This is a genomic window from Nocardioides limicola, from assembly GCF_016827675.1.
In the GTDB taxonomy this organism is placed as follows: domain Bacteria; phylum Actinomycetota; class Actinomycetes; order Propionibacteriales; family Nocardioidaceae; genus Nocardioides; species Nocardioides limicola.
The window spans coordinates 517,829-536,089 of sequence record NZ_JAERJA010000001.1 but is presented as its reverse complement, the minus strand read 5'-3'; the positions used below and the strand labels follow the sequence as shown (position 1 = coordinate 536,089).

19 protein-coding genes are annotated in these 18,261 nt (G+C 68.0%); 16 read left to right on the top strand and 3 right to left on the bottom strand.

Features of this window, described 5'->3' with window-relative positions:
* Window positions 1–3 precede the first annotated feature (3 nt).
* The 7 genes from JKG67_RS02640 to JKG67_RS02610 are packed head-to-tail and all read left to right on the top strand — an operon-like array spanning window position 4 to window position 6,890.
* A complete protein-coding gene (locus JKG67_RS02640; protein ID WP_203335681.1) occupies window positions 4–1,113 on the top strand; it encodes an MCE family protein in 1,110 nt (369 codons plus the stop codon).
* Window positions 1,110–2,129, top strand: coding sequence for an MCE family protein (locus JKG67_RS02635; protein ID WP_203335680.1), 1,020 nt, complete (start codon window positions 1,110–1,112; stop codon window positions 2,127–2,129). The genes JKG67_RS02640 and JKG67_RS02635 overlap by 4 nt, the downstream gene beginning before the upstream one ends.
* Window positions 2,126–3,097: an MCE family protein gene (locus tag JKG67_RS02630; RefSeq protein WP_203335679.1), complete on the top strand. Its 972-nt coding sequence runs from the start codon at window positions 2,126–2,128 to the stop codon at window positions 3,095–3,097. Before JKG67_RS02635 ends, JKG67_RS02630 begins: the two co-directional genes overlap by 4 nt.
* Window positions 3,094–4,137: an MCE family protein gene (locus JKG67_RS02625; RefSeq protein ID WP_203335678.1), complete on the top strand. Its 1,044-nt coding sequence runs from the start codon at window positions 3,094–3,096 to the stop codon at window positions 4,135–4,137. The genes JKG67_RS02630 and JKG67_RS02625 overlap by 4 nt, the downstream gene beginning before the upstream one ends.
* Complete coding sequence (locus tag JKG67_RS02620; protein WP_203335677.1) at window positions 4,137–5,261, top strand: MCE family protein; 1,125 nt, start codon at window positions 4,137–4,139, stop codon at window positions 5,259–5,261. The genes JKG67_RS02625 and JKG67_RS02620 overlap by 1 nt, the downstream gene beginning before the upstream one ends.
* 1 nt (window position 5,262) lies before the next feature.
* Window positions 5,263–6,351, top strand: coding sequence for an MlaD family protein (locus JKG67_RS02615; RefSeq protein ID WP_203335676.1), 1,089 nt, complete (start codon window positions 5,263–5,265; stop codon window positions 6,349–6,351).
* Window positions 6,352–6,368: 17 nt separating this feature from the next.
* Window positions 6,369–6,890 carry a hypothetical protein gene (locus JKG67_RS02610; protein WP_203335675.1) on the top strand — a complete coding sequence of 174 codons (522 nt, stop codon included), beginning with the start codon at window positions 6,369–6,371 and terminating at the stop codon, window positions 6,888–6,890.
* A 4-nt stretch (window positions 6,891–6,894) separates the two neighbouring features.
* On the opposite strand, the gene JKG67_RS02605 is transcribed toward JKG67_RS02610, so the two are convergent.
* Window positions 6,895–8,154, bottom strand: coding sequence for a phospholipase D-like domain-containing protein (locus tag JKG67_RS02605; RefSeq protein WP_307816394.1), 1,260 nt, complete (start codon window positions 8,152–8,154; stop codon window positions 6,895–6,897).
* Between the two features lie 44 nt (window positions 8,155–8,198).
* Between JKG67_RS02605 and uvrB the strand changes: the two genes are divergently transcribed.
* The 6 genes from uvrB to JKG67_RS02575 all read left to right on the top strand — a co-directional run bounded on the left by uvrB (window position 8,199) and on the right by JKG67_RS02575 (window position 13,713).
* The gene (gene uvrB, locus JKG67_RS02600) at window positions 8,199–10,283 is read left to right on the top strand and encodes an excinuclease ABC subunit UvrB (RefSeq protein ID WP_203335674.1); all 2,085 of its coding nucleotides are present in this window, start codon (window positions 8,199–8,201) and stop codon (window positions 10,281–10,283) included.
* A gap of 61 nt (window positions 10,284–10,344) precedes the next feature.
* Window positions 10,345–11,328 (top strand): NAD(P)/FAD-dependent oxidoreductase, encoded by a 984-nt coding sequence (locus JKG67_RS02595; protein WP_238997787.1) that lies wholly within the window; start codon window positions 10,345–10,347, stop codon window positions 11,326–11,328.
* 1 nt (window position 11,329) lies between these two features.
* Window positions 11,330–11,809, top strand: a complete 480-nt coding sequence (locus tag JKG67_RS02590; protein WP_203335673.1) for a pyridoxamine 5'-phosphate oxidase family protein — start codon at window positions 11,330–11,332, stop codon at window positions 11,807–11,809.
* Window positions 11,806–11,997 carry a ferredoxin gene (locus tag JKG67_RS02585; protein WP_203335672.1) on the top strand — a complete coding sequence of 64 codons (192 nt, stop codon included), beginning with the start codon at window positions 11,806–11,808 and terminating at the stop codon, window positions 11,995–11,997. Before JKG67_RS02590 ends, JKG67_RS02585 begins: the two co-directional genes overlap by 4 nt.
* The gene (locus JKG67_RS02580) at window positions 11,994–12,893 is read left to right on the top strand and encodes a 3-oxoacyl-ACP reductase (RefSeq protein ID WP_238997786.1); all 900 of its coding nucleotides are present in this window, start codon (window positions 11,994–11,996) and stop codon (window positions 12,891–12,893) included. Before JKG67_RS02585 ends, JKG67_RS02580 begins: the two co-directional genes overlap by 4 nt.
* Window positions 12,894–12,957: 64 nt before the next feature.
* Window positions 12,958–13,713 (top strand): glucose 1-dehydrogenase, encoded by a 756-nt coding sequence (locus JKG67_RS02575; protein WP_203335671.1) that lies wholly within the window; start codon window positions 12,958–12,960, stop codon window positions 13,711–13,713.
* 4 nt (window positions 13,714–13,717) lie between these two features.
* Here JKG67_RS02575 and JKG67_RS02570 read toward each other — a convergent pair whose 3' ends face one another.
* Window positions 13,718–14,320 (bottom strand): TetR family transcriptional regulator, encoded by a 603-nt coding sequence (locus tag JKG67_RS02570; protein WP_203335670.1) that lies wholly within the window; start codon window positions 14,318–14,320, stop codon window positions 13,718–13,720.
* 182 nt (window positions 14,321–14,502) lie between these two features.
* On the opposite strand from JKG67_RS02570, the gene JKG67_RS02565 reads away from it, so the two are divergent.
* From JKG67_RS02565 to JKG67_RS02555, 3 genes are read left to right on the top strand one after another with little or no spacing between them, the layout of a single operon-like run.
* Entirely contained in the window at window positions 14,503–15,732 is a 1,230-nt protein-coding gene (locus JKG67_RS02565; RefSeq protein WP_203335669.1) for a glycosyltransferase family 4 protein, read from the top strand.
* Complete coding sequence (locus JKG67_RS02560) at window positions 15,719–16,450, top strand: class I SAM-dependent methyltransferase (RefSeq protein WP_203335668.1); 732 nt, start codon at window positions 15,719–15,721, stop codon at window positions 16,448–16,450. The genes JKG67_RS02565 and JKG67_RS02560 overlap by 14 nt, the downstream gene beginning before the upstream one ends.
* The gene (locus tag JKG67_RS02555) at window positions 16,440–17,576 is read left to right on the top strand and encodes a prenyltransferase (RefSeq protein WP_307816392.1); all 1,137 of its coding nucleotides are present in this window, start codon (window positions 16,440–16,442) and stop codon (window positions 17,574–17,576) included. Before JKG67_RS02560 ends, JKG67_RS02555 begins: the two co-directional genes overlap by 11 nt.
* Before the next feature lie 9 nt (window positions 17,577–17,585).
* Here JKG67_RS02555 and JKG67_RS02550 read toward each other — a convergent pair whose 3' ends face one another.
* A complete protein-coding gene (locus JKG67_RS02550; protein WP_203335667.1) occupies window positions 17,586–18,242 on the bottom strand; it encodes a class I SAM-dependent methyltransferase in 657 nt (218 codons plus the stop codon).
* Window positions 18,243–18,261 lie beyond the last annotated feature (19 nt).

Below are 18,261 nucleotides of genomic sequence, written 5' to 3'. Positions count from 1 at the left end.
CAGATGGCCAAGAACTCGGTACGCCGGGAACTCACCCGGAACGACCTCGCCAAGCGTGGCGCCGCACTGCTCGGGGTGTTCGGGCTGCTGCTCGGCTTCACCTACCTGAGCGGGAGCGGGATCGTTGGCGGAGACCCGGTGGTCACCGCCGACCTCAAGAACGCCGGCGGCGCGCTGCGGGTCGGCTCCGACGTCAAGGTGCGCGGGGTGATCATCGGGCGCGTTTCGGGGATCAGCCACGGCGACGTGGAGGGTGTCCAGGTCGATCTGGCCGTCAAGCCCGATCAGCTGGAGCAGGTCCCCGACAACGTGGTGGCCCGCATCCTGCCCGCGACCGCCTTCGGCACCACCTTCGTGGAGCTGATCACCCACGGGGCCGCGTCCCCGACGTCGCTGGTGGCCGGTGACCGGATCGCCGCCGACAGCACCCAGGAGACGCTGGAGCTGCAGCAGGCGCTGGACGACATCGACCGGCTGGTCAAGGCCCTCGGCCCGGCCGAGTTGGCCAGTGCCATCGGCTCCAGCGCTCTGGCCCTGGAGGGCCGAGGAGCCCAGGTAGGAGAGATGTTCGACCAGCTCGACGCGCTGCTGGGTCGGATCAACCCGCGGATGGATCTGGTCCGCTCCGACGTCCGCAAGCTGGCCACCGCCATGGAGGTGGTGGCCCGAGTGGCCCCGGACCTCCTCGATGCCACCGAGGATGGACTGGTGACGCTGGACACGATCGCGACGAACGAGGCCCAGATCACCGCCCTCATCCTGGGCGGCACCAGCCTGGTGACCACTGCGGACGAGTTCCTGGACGAGAACCAGACCCGTCTGGTCGGCTTCATCAACAACACCGCCACGGTCCTGAACGCGGTCTATGAGAACCGCCGCGTCGGTATCACCGGGTCGATCCGGGCGAACCGCCGGATCGGGCCGGTGGCTGAGGCGGCGCACAAGCACGGATTCGTTGATGTGGACGCCACGTTGCGGACCGGGACCGGCCAGATTCCGCCCTACTACACCCGTGCGCAGCGGCCCAGCTATGGCGGTGGCAGTGCCAATCGGGCCAGCCTGGCCGGGATGGTGGCCGAGGCCGACGAGGCCCAGGAAGGTGACGTCCAGTGATCGCCGGTCTGAAGCAGATCATCGTCAAGTTCGCCCTCTTCGCGACGCTCTCGATCATCCTGGTGGTGATCCTGTTGAACACCATGCTGAACCCGGTCCCGGGCAAGACCGAGGACTATCAGGCGATGTTCCACGATGTCAGCGGGCTCCGGGTCGGCGACGACATCCGGGCCGCCGGCGTCCGGGTGGGCCGGGTGACCAGCATCGATGTGGCTCCGGGCGAGGGTGCCCGGGTCGGCATCGAGGTCCGTGACGAACAGCCGCTCTTGGCGAACACCCGGGTCGTGATGCGCTACCAGAACCTGGTCGGCCAGCGATACCTGGCGCTGGTGCAACCGAACCGACGGGGAGACCAGTTGGAGCCCGGCAGCACCATCGGCCACAACCGCACCGACCCTGGCTTCGATCTCACCGAGCTCCTGAACGGGTTCCGGCCCCTCTTCGAGGTGCTCAACCCGGCGGACGTCAACGAGCTCGCCACCACGCTGATCGCGGTGCTCCAGGGCGAGGGCGGCACGGTGGACAGCCTGCTCGGCCAGACCGCGCAGCTGACCAACTACGTCGCCGATCGGGATGCCCTGATCGAAGAGGTCATCGTCAACCTGACGCCGGTGTTGGACAACATCACCGCCCAGGGTCCCGAGATCGACGCGAGCGTGGCCGAGCTCACCGCCTTGATGGAGGGCCTGGCGGCGGAGCGGGAGACCATCGGCACCTCGATCGACGGGGTCAGCCAACTGATCGTCTCCACCTCCGATCTGCTCACCGAAGCCCGTGAGCCCTCCGCCCAGGCCGTCCGCAGGTTCCGCACCGTCGCCAAGATGCTCGCCGACAGTCGCGACGAGATGACCACGTCTCTGGACTCCTTCGCCCAGGTCTTCGGAGCACTGGGCAGAGCGACCAGCTACGAGAACGCGCTCAACGTCTATGTGTGCTCGGCGATCGTCTCCGCCGCCGGACAGACACTCAACCTTGGTGGCAGCAACAGCGGCCCGTTCTCGGAGGTGTGCAAGTGAAGCCTTTCGCTACCCGTGACCCGCACAAACTGGGTCTGGTCACCCTCGGTGTCGGCCTTCTGGTGGGTGCCCTCATCGTGCTGGCCAGTGTGGTCAACGTGGGCACCAAGAGCTACAGCGCGGTGCTCGAGCACACGGCCGGACTCCGCGTGGGGGAGGACGTCCAGGTGTCCGGCGTGCCGGTCGGCAAAGTGACCGGGATCGAGCTCGCCGACACTGACGTGCGGGTCAGCTTCGTGGTGAACCGCAAGATCGAGCTGGGCGACCAGACCCGGGGCGCGGTGAAGGTGGCCACACTGCTGGGCACCCACTACCTCGAGGTGAGCCCCGCCGGCTCCGGATCACTGGAGACCATCCCGCTGGAACGCACGTCCGTCCCGTACAACCTGCAGGATGTGATCGACGAGGGCGCCAAGGCTCTCGAGGAGCTCGATGCCGAACTCCTGGCCAGAGCCATCGACCAGATGTCCTCCACCCTGGAGGCCGCGGACGCGAACCTCGAGCCGGCGTTGCGGGGCATCAACCGCCTTTCGGTGGTCGTGGCCACCCGGAGCGGCCAGATCGGTGAGCTGCTGGCGTCGGTCGAGCAGGTCTCCGACCAGCTCGAGTCCTCCACCGGCGACATCGCAGTGCTGATGCGGCACACCAACCTGGTGATGGCCGAGATCACCGCCCGACGCCAGGCGATCCACCAGTTGCTGGTGGAGACCACCCGGCTGTCCGAGAGCCTCACCGCCATCGTCGAATCGACCCGTGACGACCTGCGGCCGGCACTGCGCAACCTGAACCGGACGCTGGGGATGCTCAAAGCGCAGGAGACCAAGTTGAAGGATCTCTTCGAGCTGATGGCCCCCGCGGCCCGCTACGTCGCCAACGCCACCGGCAACGGCCCGTGGCTGGACCTGTGGGCCAACGATCCGCTGCTGCCGGCCGACGATGCCAAGTGCCGACTGGGGGACTGCTCATGAACGCGCGACGTGTGCTGGCCGCGCTGCTCGCGGCCGCGGTGACGGTCACGATCAGTGGCTGCTCCCTGATCGGGGGAGACCAGAGGATCACCGCTCTGCTGTCCGACTCCGCCGGACTCTTCGTGGGCAACGAGGTCGGCATCCTCGGTGTCCCGGTCGGCAAGATCACCCACATCGAACCGGTCGGTGAGCACGTCCGGGTGGAGATGCGCGTCTCCGGTGACCGCACACTGCCGGCCGACCTGCAGGCCGTGGTGGTGGCCCGGTCGGTGGCGACCGATCGCTACCTCGAGCTGACCCCGGTGTATCGGGGCGGGGACACCTTCCCCGAGAACGGCGAGATCCCGCTCGAGCGTACGGCCAGCCCGGTCGACTTCGACGATGTGCTGGCGGCCATCAACGAGCTGGCGCAGGGCATCTCCGGATCGGCTGACGGGATCAACGCCGTACAGAACTTCATCGACGTCGGCGCGCGGACGTTCAGTGGCAAGGGTGCGTTGATCAACCGCAGCATCACCTCGCTCAGTCAGGCCATCAACGGGGTCGCGTCGCAGCGTGAGCAGATCTCCTCGTCGATCACGGCGATGGACCGCCTGGTCGGCACCCTGGCCGAGCACGAGACGGAGACCCGCGAGTTCATCTCTCAGGTCTCCGCGGCGACCAAACTGCTCGCCGACGAGCGGGAGAACTTCCGCGCCGCCCTCACCGCCCTGGACGAGGCCGTCACCGTGGTGGCCGAGTTCGCGGTCGACAACCGCGACGAGGTGATCACCGCGGTCAACAGATCGAGCGATGTGATGGAGATCGTTCTCGCTCGGCAGGATGAGTTCACCGAAGTGCTCCAGGTGTTGCCGCTGGCGTTCGAGAACATTCCCCGGGCGGTCAGCAACGACCGACTCGTGGTGCGTCTCAACCCGACGCTGATCACGCCCTTGGCCGCTGAGCTGGACCAGATCTGTGCGGTCCTGCCGCTTGACCTGTGCGACAACCTCTCGTTGACGCCGCCGCTGCTCGAACAGCTCCTGGGAGGCCTGCTGTGATGCGCTTGAGGACGCTGCGAACGGCGCTGCCCGCCGTGGCCCTGACGCTGGGGCTGTCCGCCTGCGGGACCACTCTGGCCGACCTGCCACTGCCCGGCAGTTCGGTAGCGGGGGACACCGTGACGCTGCTGGCCGACTTCGACGACGCACTGAACCTGGCCGTCGGGGCACCGGTGAAGGTCAACGGTGTCGACAGCGGCAAGGTCGGCGAAGTGACCGTCTCGGACTTCCGTGCCCAGGCGTCGATGGACGTGCTCAGCTCGGTGGAGGTCCGCGACGGGGCCACTGCCCGACTGCGCTACACGACCCCGCTGGGTGAGCTCTTCGTCGACATCACCAACCCCTCGAACGGGGTGGCGTTGGATGACGGCGACCTGATCCCGCTGGCCCGGACCGACACCGCTCCCTCGGTCGAGGACACCCTGGCGTCGGCGTCACTGCTGATCAACGGCGGCGGCCTGGCCCAGTTGCAGACTGTGGCCGACGAGCTCAACGCCGCCTTCGGTGGGCGTGAGGAGACGGTCAGGCGGGTGTTCCGGCGCACCGACGAGTTCCTCGGCCAGGCCAATGCGACCACGGCGGACCTGGACCGGATGATGCGGTCGCTGTCGTCGGTCTCGCAGACGCTGAACGCCCGGGAAGCCACCATCAACCAGGCCATCCGCGACGTGCGACCGGCCTCGCGTGTGCTCCGCAACAACACCTCGAACCTGGTGGAGTTGCTCACCGAGGTCGAGAACTTCTCCGACACCGCCAATCAGACCGTGCGGCTGACCCGGGAGCAGTTGCTCACCATCATCCACGAGGTGGAGCCGGTGCTGGGTGAGTTCGCGGCGAACCGAGACGCCTTCGGTCCGTCGTTGGACCAGATCACCCGAGCCGCAGTGGTGCTCGACGACGTCTTCCCCGGCGACTACCTGAACCTGCGACTGAAGCTGGCACTCGACTCGCTCAATCTGGGTCCCGTCCCGGTGCCGCTGCCGAACCTGCCACCGATCCTGAACGACCCGCAACTGCCGCCGGAGCTCGCCCTGCCCGATCTCGGACTCGGCGGCGTCATCGACACCATCACCGGCGACTCCGGGCTGCTGGGCACCATCGGCGGATTGCTGGGAGGGAACTGAGATGCCCAACTTCCTCAAGGACAAGCTCTACCTGAGCGCGGTCGGCATCGTGGCCACCTTCCTGGTCGCGTTGGCGTACCTCTTCAGCGGAGTGCTCAACCAGCCGCTGCTGAGCCGGCCCAAACAGATCACCGTCGAGCTGAGCAGCTCGGGAGGTCTCTACACCGGCTCGGCCGCCACCTACCGCGGTGTGAAGGTCGGCAAGGTGACAGCGGTCAACATGAGACCCGAGGGCATCGAGGCGATCGTCTCGCTGACCTCGGGCATCGACATTCCCTCGGACTCGGTGGCCCGGGTGCGCAGCCTGTCACCGGTCGGTGAGCAGTACGTCGACTTCCAGCCGCGGAGCACCGGTGGCCCGGTGCTGGAGGACGGTGACGTGATCCCGGCGACGGCCACCGATATCCCCACCAGCCTCGGCACCATGGTGGTCTCGGTCAGCGATGTGCTGGCCCAGATCGACGACGACAAGCTGAGTGCGGTCCTGGGCGAGCTGAGCACCGCTCTCGCCGGCACCAGCACCGACATCCGCAGCCTGCTCGACAACTCCAAGGCCCTGATGGACGAGATCGACGCGATCTGGCCGACTGCGGAGAGCCTGCTGGTCACCAGTGACCGGGTGCTCGACGTGCCCGTCGACCTCGCTCCTCAGTTGGCCCAGTTCGGCGCTTCGGCCAAGCAGTTCGCCCGGTTCCTGCGCGAGTACGACCCCGAGCTGCGTCGGACCCTGGCCGAAGGGCCGTCGCAGATGAAGGAGTGGGAGCAGTTGGTGGCCGAGGCGGGCGAGGTGTTCCCCGAGTTCCTGGACACCGGCGTCAGCCTGACCGACATGCTGGTCGCCCACGACCCGCATCTGCGTCGACTCTTGCAGACCTACGCGGGGGGCATCGACACCGTCACCCATGTGCTGCGCGACGGACACCTGCACGTCGACATCCTGGCGCAGCGCTCCGAGCGGTGTCGCTATGACACCACCCGGCGCAACCCCCGGAACACCACGCGTCGCGACCTGGTCCTGAACGAGAGCTGTGCGGCCTCATTCACGACCCTGCAGCGCGGCGCCGCCCACGCGCCCGGCCCGGTCCGGTGACCGTGGATACTGACGTGGTGGAGGAACCGAAGACACCCGAGACGACGCGTGCGCGCCCCTGGTTGGTGATCGTGCTGCTCGCGCTGGTGGTGGCCTTGGCGGTCGCGCTGGCGCTGACGTGGCGCGACTACGCCCCACTGAGGGCCGCCGAGACGGCCACGGCCGAAGCCGAGGAGGCTGCGATCGCGGCCGTGCTGGCGATGACCACCTACGACCACCGGACGGTCGAGGAGGACTTCACCTGGGTCGAGGACGCCGGCACCGTCAAGTTCCGCGACTACTTCGAAGGCACCGCCGACAATGCGATCGACTACATCAAGACGATCCAGGCCCGCGCCACCGGTGAGGTGATCGACTCGGCCGCGGCCTATGAGGACGCGGACCACGTCCGGGTGCTGCTGCACGTTGACCAGGAGATCCTCAGTCGTGACGAGGAGACTCCCCGGGTGGACCAGCCCCGAGTGACGATGCACATGAAGAAGGTCGACGGCGTCTGGTTGGTGGATCAGGTCCAGGTCAACAACGTGCTGACCAACTGAGCCGCTACAACAGGGGACGGAGCGGGGCCAGCACGAACTCGGTGAACTTGCGGTGGCCGGCCCGCGCCTCCCACTCGTCGATCCGCAGCTCCAGGCAGTTCGACTGGTCGACCCGGAAGATCTCCTCCATCGCCTCGGCCATCCCGGTGTCGATGATCTCGACGTTGATCTCGTAGTTGCCCTGCAGGCTCAGCCGGTCCACGTTGGCGGTGCCCACCGTCGACCAGTTGCCGTCGATCGTCGCGGTCTTGGCGTGCATCATCGAGTCTCGATAGCGGAGGATCCGGACGCCGGCCTCCAGAAGTTGCGAGAAGTAGCCGCGCGAGATCCAGTCAGCGACGATGTGGTTCGACTTGTGCGGCATCAGCAGCCGCACGTCGACGCCGCGCTGGGCGGCCTCCTTGAGCGCGTCCACGAAGTCCTGGTCGGGGATGAAGTAGGCGTGCGTCATCCAGATCCGGCGTGACGCGCGGTGGATCGCCTCGAGGTACATCGACCGGATCGGGAACATCCACAGTCGTGGCACGTTGCGGTGGAAGCGGATCTGGGAGTCCCAGGTGGAGGCCGTCTCCAGCAGCAGCGGCCGCTCGGAGCGTCGGAAGACGCGGCGCCGGTGGAGGTTCCAGAAATCCGCGAAGGTGCGCTTGAGGTCCCAGACGCCCGAGCCGGTGATCCGGACGTGGGTGTCGCGCCATTCGGTGGCGTAGGCGGTGCCGATGTTGTAGCCGCCGACGAAGCCGACCTTGTCGTCGACGACCAGGATCTTGCGATGGTCACGGCCGTAGTGACGCAGGTCGAAGAACTTCCAGCCCGCGTTGTACACGGGGTAGCGCAGCACCTTGACGTTCGACGGGAACCGCTTGAACGACGGCGGCACCACCAGGTTCGCGAACGCGTCATAGATGACGTGCACCTCCACGCCCCGGTCCGCGGCCCGGGCGAGTGCGTCCTTGAACAGGAACCCGACCTCGTCCGCCTTCCAGATATAGGTCTCCAGCAGCACCTGGTACTCGGCGTTCTCGATCGCCTCGAGCATGTCGTCGTACAGGTCCTGCCCGAAGGTGTACGTCGTCACGGTGCCGTCGCCGACCTGGACCGGGCTCGGTGGAGTGACCGGGAACGGCCGTGGCTTCTTGCCCCGGCGCCGGTAGGAGTCCACCAGGGTGAGTCCGATCGCCAGGGCGAGCTGACTGCCGAGGAGGGCGATCAGCAGGCGACGCAGGAAGCGGAGGGTGCGCACGCTGCGAGGTCGGATGATGCTCACGGGTCAAACCTAGGGCATGCCCGGTCGGGTCGTAGTCTGAGCGCATGAGGCCCGTCACCGACCTTGAACGTCGTGTCGCTCCGTTCCGGGTGGTCTCGGACTACCAGCCGGCCGGCGACCAACCCGGCGCCATCGCCGAGATCAGTGCCCGGCTCTCGGCCGGGACCAAGGACGTGGTGCTGTTGGGGGCCACCGGCACCGGCAAGACGGCCACGGTGGCCTGGGTCGCCGAGCAGGTGCAGCGACCGATGCTGGTGATGCAGCCGAACAAGACTCTGGCCGCCCAGTTCGCGAACGAGCTGAGGCAACTCTTCCCCGACAACGCGATCGAGTACTTCGTCTCCTACTACGACTACTACCAGCCCGAGGCGTACGTCCCGCAGACGGACACCTATATCGAGAAGGACTCCTCGATCAACGAGGAGGTGGAGCGGCTCCGGCACTCGGCCACCAACTCGCTGCTCACCCGTCGGGACGTGATCGTGGTGGCCACCGTGTCGGCGATCTACGGGCTCGGCACCCCTCAGGAGTACGTGGATCGGATGATTCGGATCCGGGTGGGGGAGGAGCACGACCGGGACCAGTTGCTGCGGCGGCTGGTGGAGATCCAGTACGCCCGCAACGACATCGCCTTCACCCGCGGCACCTTCCGGGTGCGTGGCGACACGCTGGAGGTCTTCCCGGTCTATGAGGAGCTCGCCGTCCGGGTGGAGTTCTTCGGCGACGAGGTGGAACGGTTGACCACACTGCACCCGGTCACCGGTGAGGTGGTGACCGAGGACTCCGAGCTCTACATCTTCCCGGCCACCCACTACGTCGCCGGCCATGAGCGGATGGAGCGGGCGATCACCGGCATCGAGGCCGAGCTCGTTGACCAGTTGGCGCTCTTCGAACGTCAGGGCAAGCTGCTCGAGGCCCAGCGGTTGCGGATGCGGACCAGCTACGACATCGAGATGATGCGCCAGGTCGGCAGCTGCTCGGGGATCGAGAACTACTCGATGCACATCGACGGTCGGGCACGAGGCAGTGCTCCGAACTGTTTGCTGGACTACTTCCCCGAGGACTTCGTGCTGGTGGTGGACGAGTCCCATGTCGCGGTGCCCCAGGTGGGCGGCATGTACGAGGGCGACATGTCCCGGAAGCGGAACCTCGTCGATCACGGCTTCCGGCTGCCGAGCGCCATGGACAACCGACCGCTGCGCTGGGAGGAGTTCCTGGAGCGGATCGGCCAGACCATCTACCTCTCCGCCACGCCGGGTGACTACGAGTTGGAGCTGGTGGGCGGTGACGTGGTCGAACAGATCATCCGCCCGACCGGCCTGGTCGACCCCGAGGTGGTGGTGCGGCCGACCAAGGGCCAGATCGACGACCTGATAGACGAGATCCGGACCCGGACCGACCGGTCCGAGCGGGTCCTGGTCACCACCCTCACCAAGCGGATGTCGGAGGACCTCACCGACTACCTGCTGGACGCGGGCATCAGGACCCGGTACCTGCACTCGGAGGTGGACACCCTCAAACGGATCGAACTCCTGCGCGACCTGCGGCTGGGCAGCTACGACGTACTGGTCGGGATCAACCTGCTCCGGGAGGGGCTGGACCTCCCCGAGGTCTCCCTGGTGGCGATCCTCGATGCGGACAAGGAGGGCTTCCTGCGGTCGGCGAAGTCGTTGATCCAGACCATCGGCCGGGCGGCCCGGAACGTCTCCGGGCAGGTGTTGATGTACGCCGACAAGGTCACCGCGTCGATGGAGGCGGCGATCGACGAGACGAACAGACGGCGCGCCAAGCAGGTGGCCTGGAACCAGGCCCACGGGGTGGATCCGCAGCCGCTGCGCAAGAAGATCGCCGACATCACCGACATGCTGGCCCGGGAGGACGAGACCACCGAGGCGCTGCTGGAGACCTGGAAGGGCGCCGGGCACCAGGAGACCGCTGCGCGGCGCCGGGCCACGGTCGCCGGGATGCCGACCACGGACCTGGCCGAACTGGTCCAGGACCTGACGGCGCAGATGCATGCGGCCGCAGCGGAGCTCCAGTTCGAGTTGGCCGCCCGCCTTCGCGACGAGATCTCGGATCTGAAGAAGGAGTTGCGGCAGATGTTGGAGGCGGGGGCCGACAGAACTTGAAAAACTAGAACACGTTCCACTAGGGTGTGATTGTGGTCACCGACAGGAGAGGATCGACGCCATGAGCATCGAACCCATGTCCGTCGAGACCGACATCCTCATCATCGGCGCCGGTCCCACCGGCCTCTTCGCCGCCTACTACGCCGGCTTCCGGGGGCTTCGGGTCGCCGTGGTCGATTCCCTGCCCGAGTTGGGCGGCCAGATCACCGCGATGTACCCCGAGAAGCAGATCCTCGACGTGGCCGGCTTCCCGACGATCAAGGGCCGCGACCTGGTCGCAGGCCTGGTCGAGCAGGCCGCCACCGCCCACCCGACGTACCTGCTCGGACGCACCGCTGAGCGGTACCAGGAGCGTGCCGCCGGGGTGCGGATCGGCCTGGACGACGGGACCTGGGTGGATGCCGGGGCAGTGATCATCACCGCCGGGATCGGGCGCTTCACTCCCCGGCCGCTCCCCGCCGGCGAGGGCTGGTCGGGCCGCGGACTGGAGTTCTTCGTCCCCGATTTCACGCCCTACGCCGACGCCGACGTGGTCATCGTCGGCGGCGGTGACAGCGCCTTCGACTGGGCCTTGAGCCTGGAGCCGATCGCTCGCTCGGTCGCGCTGGTGCACCGACGGGATGCCTTCCGGGCACATCAGCGCACCGTCGATGCCGTGCGCGACTCCTCGGTCGAGATCATCACCCCCGCTCAGGTCACCGCGATCGAGGGTGGTGACCGGATCGAGCGGGTCACCCTCGAGGTGGCCGGCGAGGAGCGGGTGCTCAAGGCACAGGCGGTGATCGCCGCGCTCGGGTTCGTGGCCGACCTGTCCGCACTGAAGGACTGGGGGCTGACCCTGGACAAGCGACACATCGTCACCGATCCGTCGATGCGCACCAACCTGCCCCGGGTCTTCGCCGCCGGTGACGTGACCGAGCACCCGGGCAAGGTGCGGCTGATCGCCGTCGGCTTCGGGGAGGCCGCGACCGCCGTGAACAACGCCGCCGTCGTGATCGACCCCACCGCGCACGTCTTCCCCGGCCACTCCAGCGAGGACTCCTGAGATGAGCAAGCGTGCAGCGGTCGCGATGACCGACGTCGAGGTGACCGAGTTCCTCCAGGACCAGATCAAGGTCCAGGTCGCCACCGTGGGCGCCGACGGCAGCCCGCACCTGACCACCCTCTTCTACGTCGTCGACGACGGCCGGATCGCGTTCTGGACCTACGGCTCCTCGCAGAAGATCCGCAACCTGCGGCGCGATCCGCGGATCTCGGTGCTGGTCGAGGACGGCACCGAGTACTCCGAACTGCGGGGTGTCTCCATCACTGGCCGTGGGCGGCTGGTCGAGGACCATCAGGAGAAGTTCCGGATCGGTGCGGCGGTAGCCGTCCGGATGACCGGAGTGTCCTCGTTCGCGGAGCTGGGAGAGCTTGGCCGCGACGAGGTCGAACGACAGGCCACCAAGCGCGTGGTGGTGGTGGTCGAGCCCGAGAAGGTCGCCACCTGGGACCACGGAAAACTCACCGGAAAGGGCTACTCATGAAGATCAAGGTCGACTTCGACGCCTGTGAGTCGAACGCATTGTGTGAGGCGATGGCGCCGGCACACTTCCAGCTCGACGATGACGATTACCTCCAGATCCTCGACGAGCAGGTCTCACCCGAGGAACTGGACAACGTACGACGTGCCGTCGCGGCGTGCCCGCGCGCGGCCATCAGCCTGGAGGAATGATGTCGGGATCACTTGACGGCAAGGTGGCCGTCGTCACGGGTGCCGGCGCGGGCCTGGGCCGCGCCGAGGCGACCGCATTGGCCGCAGCCGGTGCCCGGGTGGTGCTCAACGACCTCCCCGGCGGTGCCGACGAGGCGGCCGAGGAACTGCGGTCCCGGGGCCACGAGGTCACGGTGGTGGCCGGGGACGTGGGCGAGCGCAGCACCGCGGATGCGATGGTCGCGGCAGCGGTGGAGGAGTTCGGGGGACTCGACATCGTGGTCAACAACGCGGGCTTCACCCGCGACCGGATGATCTTCAACCTCGACGACGAGTCCTGGGACCAGGTGATCCGGGTGCACCTGCGCGGTCACTTCCTGCTCTCCCGCAATGCTGCGGCGTACTGGCGTGGCCGGTTCAAGGAGACCGGACAGCCGGTGGACGCCAGCATCGTGAACACCGCCAGTGAGGCCTTCCTGGGCGGCTCGCCGGGGCAGGCCAACTACGCCGCCGCGAAGGCCGGGATCACCGCGTTGACGCTGTCCAGTGCCCGCGGCCTGGCTCGGATGGGAGTGCGCGCCAACGCGATCTGTCCCCGCGCCCGCACCGCGATGACCGCCGAGGTCTTCGGCGAGGACACCTCCGGGAAGACGGTGGACCCGTACTCGGCCGAGCACGTGGCGCCGCTGGTCGCCTATCTCGCCTCACCGGCAGCGGCCCGGATCACCGGGCAGGTCTTCGTGGTGTACGGCGGCATGGTCGCCGTCCTGGCAGCCCCCGAAGTGGCTCAGCGCTTCGATGCCAAGGGTGACCTCTGGGACGGTGCCGATCTCGCTGCCCAGCTCGGTGGCTACTTCGACACTCGTGACCCTGCGGTCGGCTTCGCTGCCGATGCGGTCATGCAGCTCACCGTCTAGACCCAGCCCTCACGCTCCGCCGGGAGAGCCCGGCGATGAACTTCTATGAGGAGACACGAACACGATGGCAAGACTCGACGGCAAGGTGGCGATCGTCACCGGCGGTGCGCAGGGGCAGGGCGAGGCGATCGTTCGCGCCTTCGTCGCCGAAGGCGCTCGGGTAGTGATCGCGGACATCGCCGAGGATGCCGGCAAGACGCTGGCCGACGACCTCGGTGAGGCCGCCTACTTCGTGTCCCACGACGTCGGCGAGGAGAGCTCCTGGACCTCGCTGACAGAGGGGTTGCTGGCGCGGTGGGAGCGGATCGACGTGCTGGCTAACAACGCCGGGATCCTGCGCTTCGGCAACATCGACACGGCGCCGCTGAGTGACGTCGAGGCGATCTGGCGGGTGAACCAGTGGGGAGTGTTCCTCGGGATGCGCGCCGTGGTCCCGACGATGAAGAAGCAGCGCAGCGGCTCGATCATCAACGCCTCCTCGATCGAGGGCCTCGGCGGCATGGGGTCGGTGGTGCCCTACTGCGGCTCGAAGTGGGCGATCCGAGGGATGACGAAGGCCGCCTCGCATGAGCTGGGCCGCTATGGGATCCGGGTCAACTCGGTGCACCCCGGCATGATCGACACGCCCATGACCCGTGACGTCGGCGGCCAGGACGCGATGGACTTCGGAGCCACGAAGATCCCGATGCGCCGCGTCGGCGTACCCGATGACATCGCTCCGGGCTATGTCTTCCTGGCCAGTGACGAGAGTCGCTACGTCACCGGTGCCGAGCTCGCGATCGACGGTGGCGTCACCGCCACCCACGCCTTCGGGGGCTGAGGTGTCAGGCTGCGTCGCGCAGCAGCAGGTGCACGGCGATGTCCATGTGGTCGATCACGTCGCCCACGCTGCTGCGGCCGGTCACCCAGCCGACCAGCGCGGCGAGCCAGACATCACCGATCACTCGGGCCACCGCCACGTCCTCGGCGGTCGGCTCCTCGCGGTGCCCCATCGCCTTGGTGAGCATGTCGGTCAGCAGCATCCCGACCACGTGGATCTCGTCCTTGACGCTGGCGTCGGCGAACATGAACGCGCGGGTGAGGGCCTCGGTGAGGTTCGGGTCCTTCTGCAGTCCTCGGGTGGCCCGACGGAGCACGTACATCACCCGCTCGGCCTGGCTGTCGCCGGGGATCTGCTTGGCCGAGATGATCTTCCGGCTGGCCTCGAACTCGAGGGCCAGGGCGGAGACGAGCAGGTGGATCTTGGAGGGGAAGTAGCGGTAGAGGGTGCCCAGCGCCACGTCGGCACGGTCGGCGACTTCGCGCATCTGGACGGCGTCGAAGCCGCCGGCCGAGGCCAACTCGACGGTGGCGTCGAGGATCCGGCGGCGGCGCTCACGCTGCGCTGCGGAGCCGACCTCGTCGATGGCCAGGACGTCGTTGCTCACCGTGAACTCCTCGTATCTGTCAGGGAGGGCGTCCCGGGGCGATTCTCGTCCATTGGCGCTCCCTTGCTGTTGACACGTAGGCTAGCAAGGCCTACGCCATGGTAGAAACACGTTCCACCATGTCCGCCCTCGGCGTGTCCGGGCGCAGGCGAGTCGCCGACACGACCAGAAAGGGGCCCGGCATGCGGATTGCACTGCTGTCCTATCGCAGTAAGCCTCACTGTGGGGGCCAGGGTGTCTACATCCGGCACCTCAGCAGGGAGCTGGTGGCCATGGGCCACCACGTCGAGGTCTTCTCCGGCCAGCCCTATCCGATCCTCGACGAAGGCGTCGGCCTCACCGAGGTTCCCAGCTTGGACCTCTATCGCGATCCCGATCCGTTCCGGGTGCCGCGGCCCTCGGAGTTCCGGGACCTGGTGGACGTGGAGGAGTTCCTGACCATGTGCGTGGCCGGGTTCCCCGAGCCGAAGACGTTCAGCACCCGCGCCGCGCGGCTGCTGAAGGAGCGGCTCGACGACTTCGACATCGTCCACGACAACCAGGTCCTCGGCTACGGGATGCTCGACATCGAGAAGATGGGGATGCCGGTGATCACCAGCATCCACCACCCGATCACCTTCGACCGGCGCATCGACCTGATGGCTGCGCGGGGGATCCGGAAGCGGATCTCGACCCGGCGTTGGTACGGCTTCCTGCGGATGCAGGGCAAGGTCGCCCGGGCTGCCCGGCACATCCTCACCGTCTCCGAGTCCAGCGCTCGCGACATCGCCACCGACTTCGGCGTCCGGCCGGAGCGGATCCAGGTGATTCCGCTCGGTGTGGACGAGATCTTCCAGCCGCCGACAGCGCCCAGGGTGCCCGGCCGGATCGTGGCGATGGCGAGTGCGGACGCCCCGATGAAGGGGATCGCGACGCTGCTGGAGGCCTTCGCGAAACTGCGCACCGAGCGGGACGTGTCCCTGGTGCTGGTCACCAAGCCCAAGCCCGGCGGCCGCACCGAGAGGCTCGTGGAGCGGCTGGGCATCGCCGAGCACGTGGAGTTCGTGAACGGCATCAGCGACGCCGAACTGGTCGCGGTGATGGGCTCGGCGGCCGTGGCCTGCGTGCCCTCCCTCTACGAGGGGTTCTCGCTGCCCACCGCCGAGCTGATGGCGTGCGCCACGCCCCTGGTCGTCTCCCGGGCCGGCGCCATCCCCGAAGTGGTCGGGCCGGACGGTGAATGCGCCGACCTGGTCACCCCCGGCGACGTGGGCGAGCTGGCTCAGGCGATCGAAGCGATGCTCGACGACCCCGAGCGCGCCGCCCGGATGGGCGCTGCGGGACGGGCGCGGGCGTTGGAGAGGTTCAGTTGGCGCGCGGTCGCTGAGACCACCGCGGCCGCGTATCAGGAGGTAATCAATGCTGACCGTTGACTTCGACCGGCTCGGGCTGCGCCCGGGCGAGCGGGTCCTGGACATGGGGTGCGGAGCCGGACGGCACGCCTTCGAGATGTACCGGCGCGGTGCCGACGTCATCGCCTTCGACCAGGACGCCGACGAACTGTCGAACGTGCGCGACCTGTTCGTGGCGATGCGCGAGGCAGGCGAGGTCCCCGAGGGCGCCGAGGCCGACATCAAGGAGGGCGATGCGCTGGCGCTGCCGTTCGCGGCGGACGAGTTCGACCGGATCGTGGCGGCCGAGATCCTCGAGCACGTGCCGGCCGACATCCAGGCCATCGATGAGTTGGTCCGGGTGCTGCGTCCGGGAGGCACCCTCGCCGTCTCGGTGCCACGGTGGCTGCCCGAGATCATCAACTGGAAGCTCTCGGCGGACTATCACAACACCCCCGGTGGACACATCCGGATCTACACCGACGCCGAGCTCATCGACAAGGTGACCAAGGCCGGCATGGAGTTCGTCGGCAAGGACTACGCGCACGGCCTGCACGCGCCGTACTGGTGGATCAAGTGCGCGGTCGGCGTCACCAACGACGACCACCCGCTCGCGAAGGCCTACCACAAGCTGCTGGTCTGGGAGATCATGAAGCAGCCGCGAGCGCTGCGCCTGGCCGGCAAGGTCCTGGACCCGCTGATCGGCAAGAGCATGGTTCTCTACTTCGTCAAGCCGGAGCCCGGGACCAGTGACGGCTGAGCCCGAGGTGTCGCTGGCCAGGCTTCCCTACGTCGACGGGCTGTTGAGCGCGGAACAGGTCGCCGAGACGGCAGCCTCGATCGCCTCGATGCAGGAGCCGTGCGGGGCGGTGCCGTGGACCGTCGGCGAGCACGTGGACATCTGGAACCACGTCGAGGCAGCGATGGCGATGCTGGTCGGCGGGCAGGTCCAGGCCGCGGAGCGGGCGTACCGATGGATCCCGACGATGCAGCGTCCGGATGGCTCGTGGCCGATGAAGATCGTCGACAACACCGTCGAGGACGCCCGCGGCGAGGTCAACATGTCGGCCTACTTCGCGGTCGGCCTGTGGCACCACTGGCTGGTGCGGCGCGACATCCGGTTCGTGCAGGAGCTGTGGCCCTCGGTCCGGGCCGGACTCGACTGGGTGGTGAGCCTGCAGCAGGCCTTCGGAGGCATCAACTGGACCCCGGTCGACGACTTCTGCCTGCTCACCGGCAACTCCAGCATCTACCACTCCCTCCGTGCCGGCGTCGCGCTGGCGGACCTGCTCGACGACCCGCAACCCGAATGGGAACTTGCCGGGGGTCGACTCGGCCATGCCATCCGCGAGCACCGGGACCTCTTCGCCGACAAGTCGACCTACTCGATGGACTGGTACTACCCGGTGCTCGGCGGCGCGGTCCGCGGCGATGACGCCCGGATGCTGCTGGAGTCACGCTGGGACGACTTCGTGCGCCCCGGGCTCGGCATCCTCTGCGTCGACACCAACCCGTGGGTCACCGGGGCGGAGACCTGCGAGCTGGCGATGACCCTGGACGCCCTCGGGGATCCGGCTGGTGCCCGGCGCCTGGTCGCGGACATGCAGCACCTCCGAGGGGCCGATGGCGCCTACTGGACCGGGTGGGTGTACGCCGACCCGGCCCACCCGAAGCCGGCCGACGAGCCGGTGGACGTCTACTGGCCCTACGAACACACCACCTACACGGCAGCGGCGGTGGTGCTGGCGGTCGATGCCCTCGGCGAGAGCTACGGGCATGCGACGCCGGGGTCCTCGATCATGCGCGGGACCTCATTGGCACCCCACTTCGCCGAGATCGCTCTCGAATGCGGTTGCCCCCAGCCGGAGCGGGCCTCGGTCCGCTGACCGCAGGTGTCAGGCCGGGAGCCGTTCCCCGGCCTGACCCGCCACCCGGCGTAGCACCCGCAGGGACCCGACGGCCTCGACCTCCTCGAAGTGGCCGCTGGCCAGGGCGGGCAGGTAGATCTGCTCGTACGGCGGTCGTCCACCCTCAGCGGGGTCGGGGAAGACGTCGTGGATCGCCAGCAGACCACCGGGTTGCACCCAATGCGGCCACCCGGCGAAGTCGTCACGGGCAGGCTGCACGCCGTGGCCCCCGTCGATGAAGAGCAGCGCGAGCGGGATCCGCCAGTGGCGGCTGACCGTGACCGAGGTGCCCAGGACGGCCACCACCTGTGCCTCCAGCCCGGCGCTGGCGATGGTGCGGCGGAAGGTGGGCAGGGTGTCCATCAGGCCGGTCTCCGGGTCGACCACCTCGGGGTCATGATGCTCCCAGCCGGCCTGGTTCTCCTCCGATCCCCGGTGGTGGTCCACGGTGAAGACCACGCACTCCGGGCCGGTCCGACGTGCGGCGGCACCGAGGTAGACCGCGGACTTGCCGCAGTAGCTGCCCACTTCGAGCGCCGGCCCGTGGGGGAGTTGCTGGCAGGCCAGGCGGTGCAGGGCCAGCCCTTCGTCCTCAGGCATGAAGCCCTTGGTGCTCCGGGCGATCTGCAGCAGGTCGGCATCCATGGGCGTCACCGTATCCGCA

Coding starts and splice junctions, on each gene's coding strand:
- JKG67_RS02585 (WP_203335672.1), top strand. CDS start 11,806: ATGAAGATCAAGGTCGACTTCGACGCCTGTGAGTCGAACGCATTGTGT.
- uvrB (WP_203335674.1), top strand. CDS start 8,199: ATGAGGCCCGTCACCGACCTTGAACGTCGTGTCGCTCCGTTCCGGGTG.
- JKG67_RS02615 (WP_203335676.1), top strand. CDS start 5,263: ATGCCCAACTTCCTCAAGGACAAGCTCTACCTGAGCGCGGTCGGCATC.
- JKG67_RS02575 (WP_203335671.1), top strand. CDS start 12,958: ATGGCAAGACTCGACGGCAAGGTGGCGATCGTCACCGGCGGTGCGCAG.
- JKG67_RS02620 (WP_203335677.1), top strand. CDS start 4,137: ATGCGCTTGAGGACGCTGCGAACGGCGCTGCCCGCCGTGGCCCTGACG.
- JKG67_RS02565 (WP_203335669.1), top strand. CDS start 14,503: ATGCGGATTGCACTGCTGTCCTATCGCAGTAAGCCTCACTGTGGGGGC.
- JKG67_RS02640 (WP_203335681.1), top strand. CDS start 4: ATGGCCAAGAACTCGGTACGCCGGGAACTCACCCGGAACGACCTCGCC.
- JKG67_RS02580 (WP_238997786.1), top strand. CDS start 11,994: ATGATGTCGGGATCACTTGACGGCAAGGTGGCCGTCGTCACGGGTGCC.
- JKG67_RS02595 (WP_238997787.1), top strand. CDS start 10,345: ATGAGCATCGAACCCATGTCCGTCGAGACCGACATCCTCATCATCGGC.
- JKG67_RS02590 (WP_203335673.1), top strand. CDS start 11,330: ATGAGCAAGCGTGCAGCGGTCGCGATGACCGACGTCGAGGTGACCGAG.
- JKG67_RS02560 (WP_203335668.1), top strand. CDS start 15,719: ATGCTGACCGTTGACTTCGACCGGCTCGGGCTGCGCCCGGGCGAGCGG.
- JKG67_RS02550 (WP_203335667.1), bottom strand. CDS start 18,242: ATGGATGCCGACCTGCTGCAGATCGCCCGGAGCACCAAGGGCTTCATG.
- JKG67_RS02625 (WP_203335678.1), top strand. CDS start 3,094: ATGAACGCGCGACGTGTGCTGGCCGCGCTGCTCGCGGCCGCGGTGACG.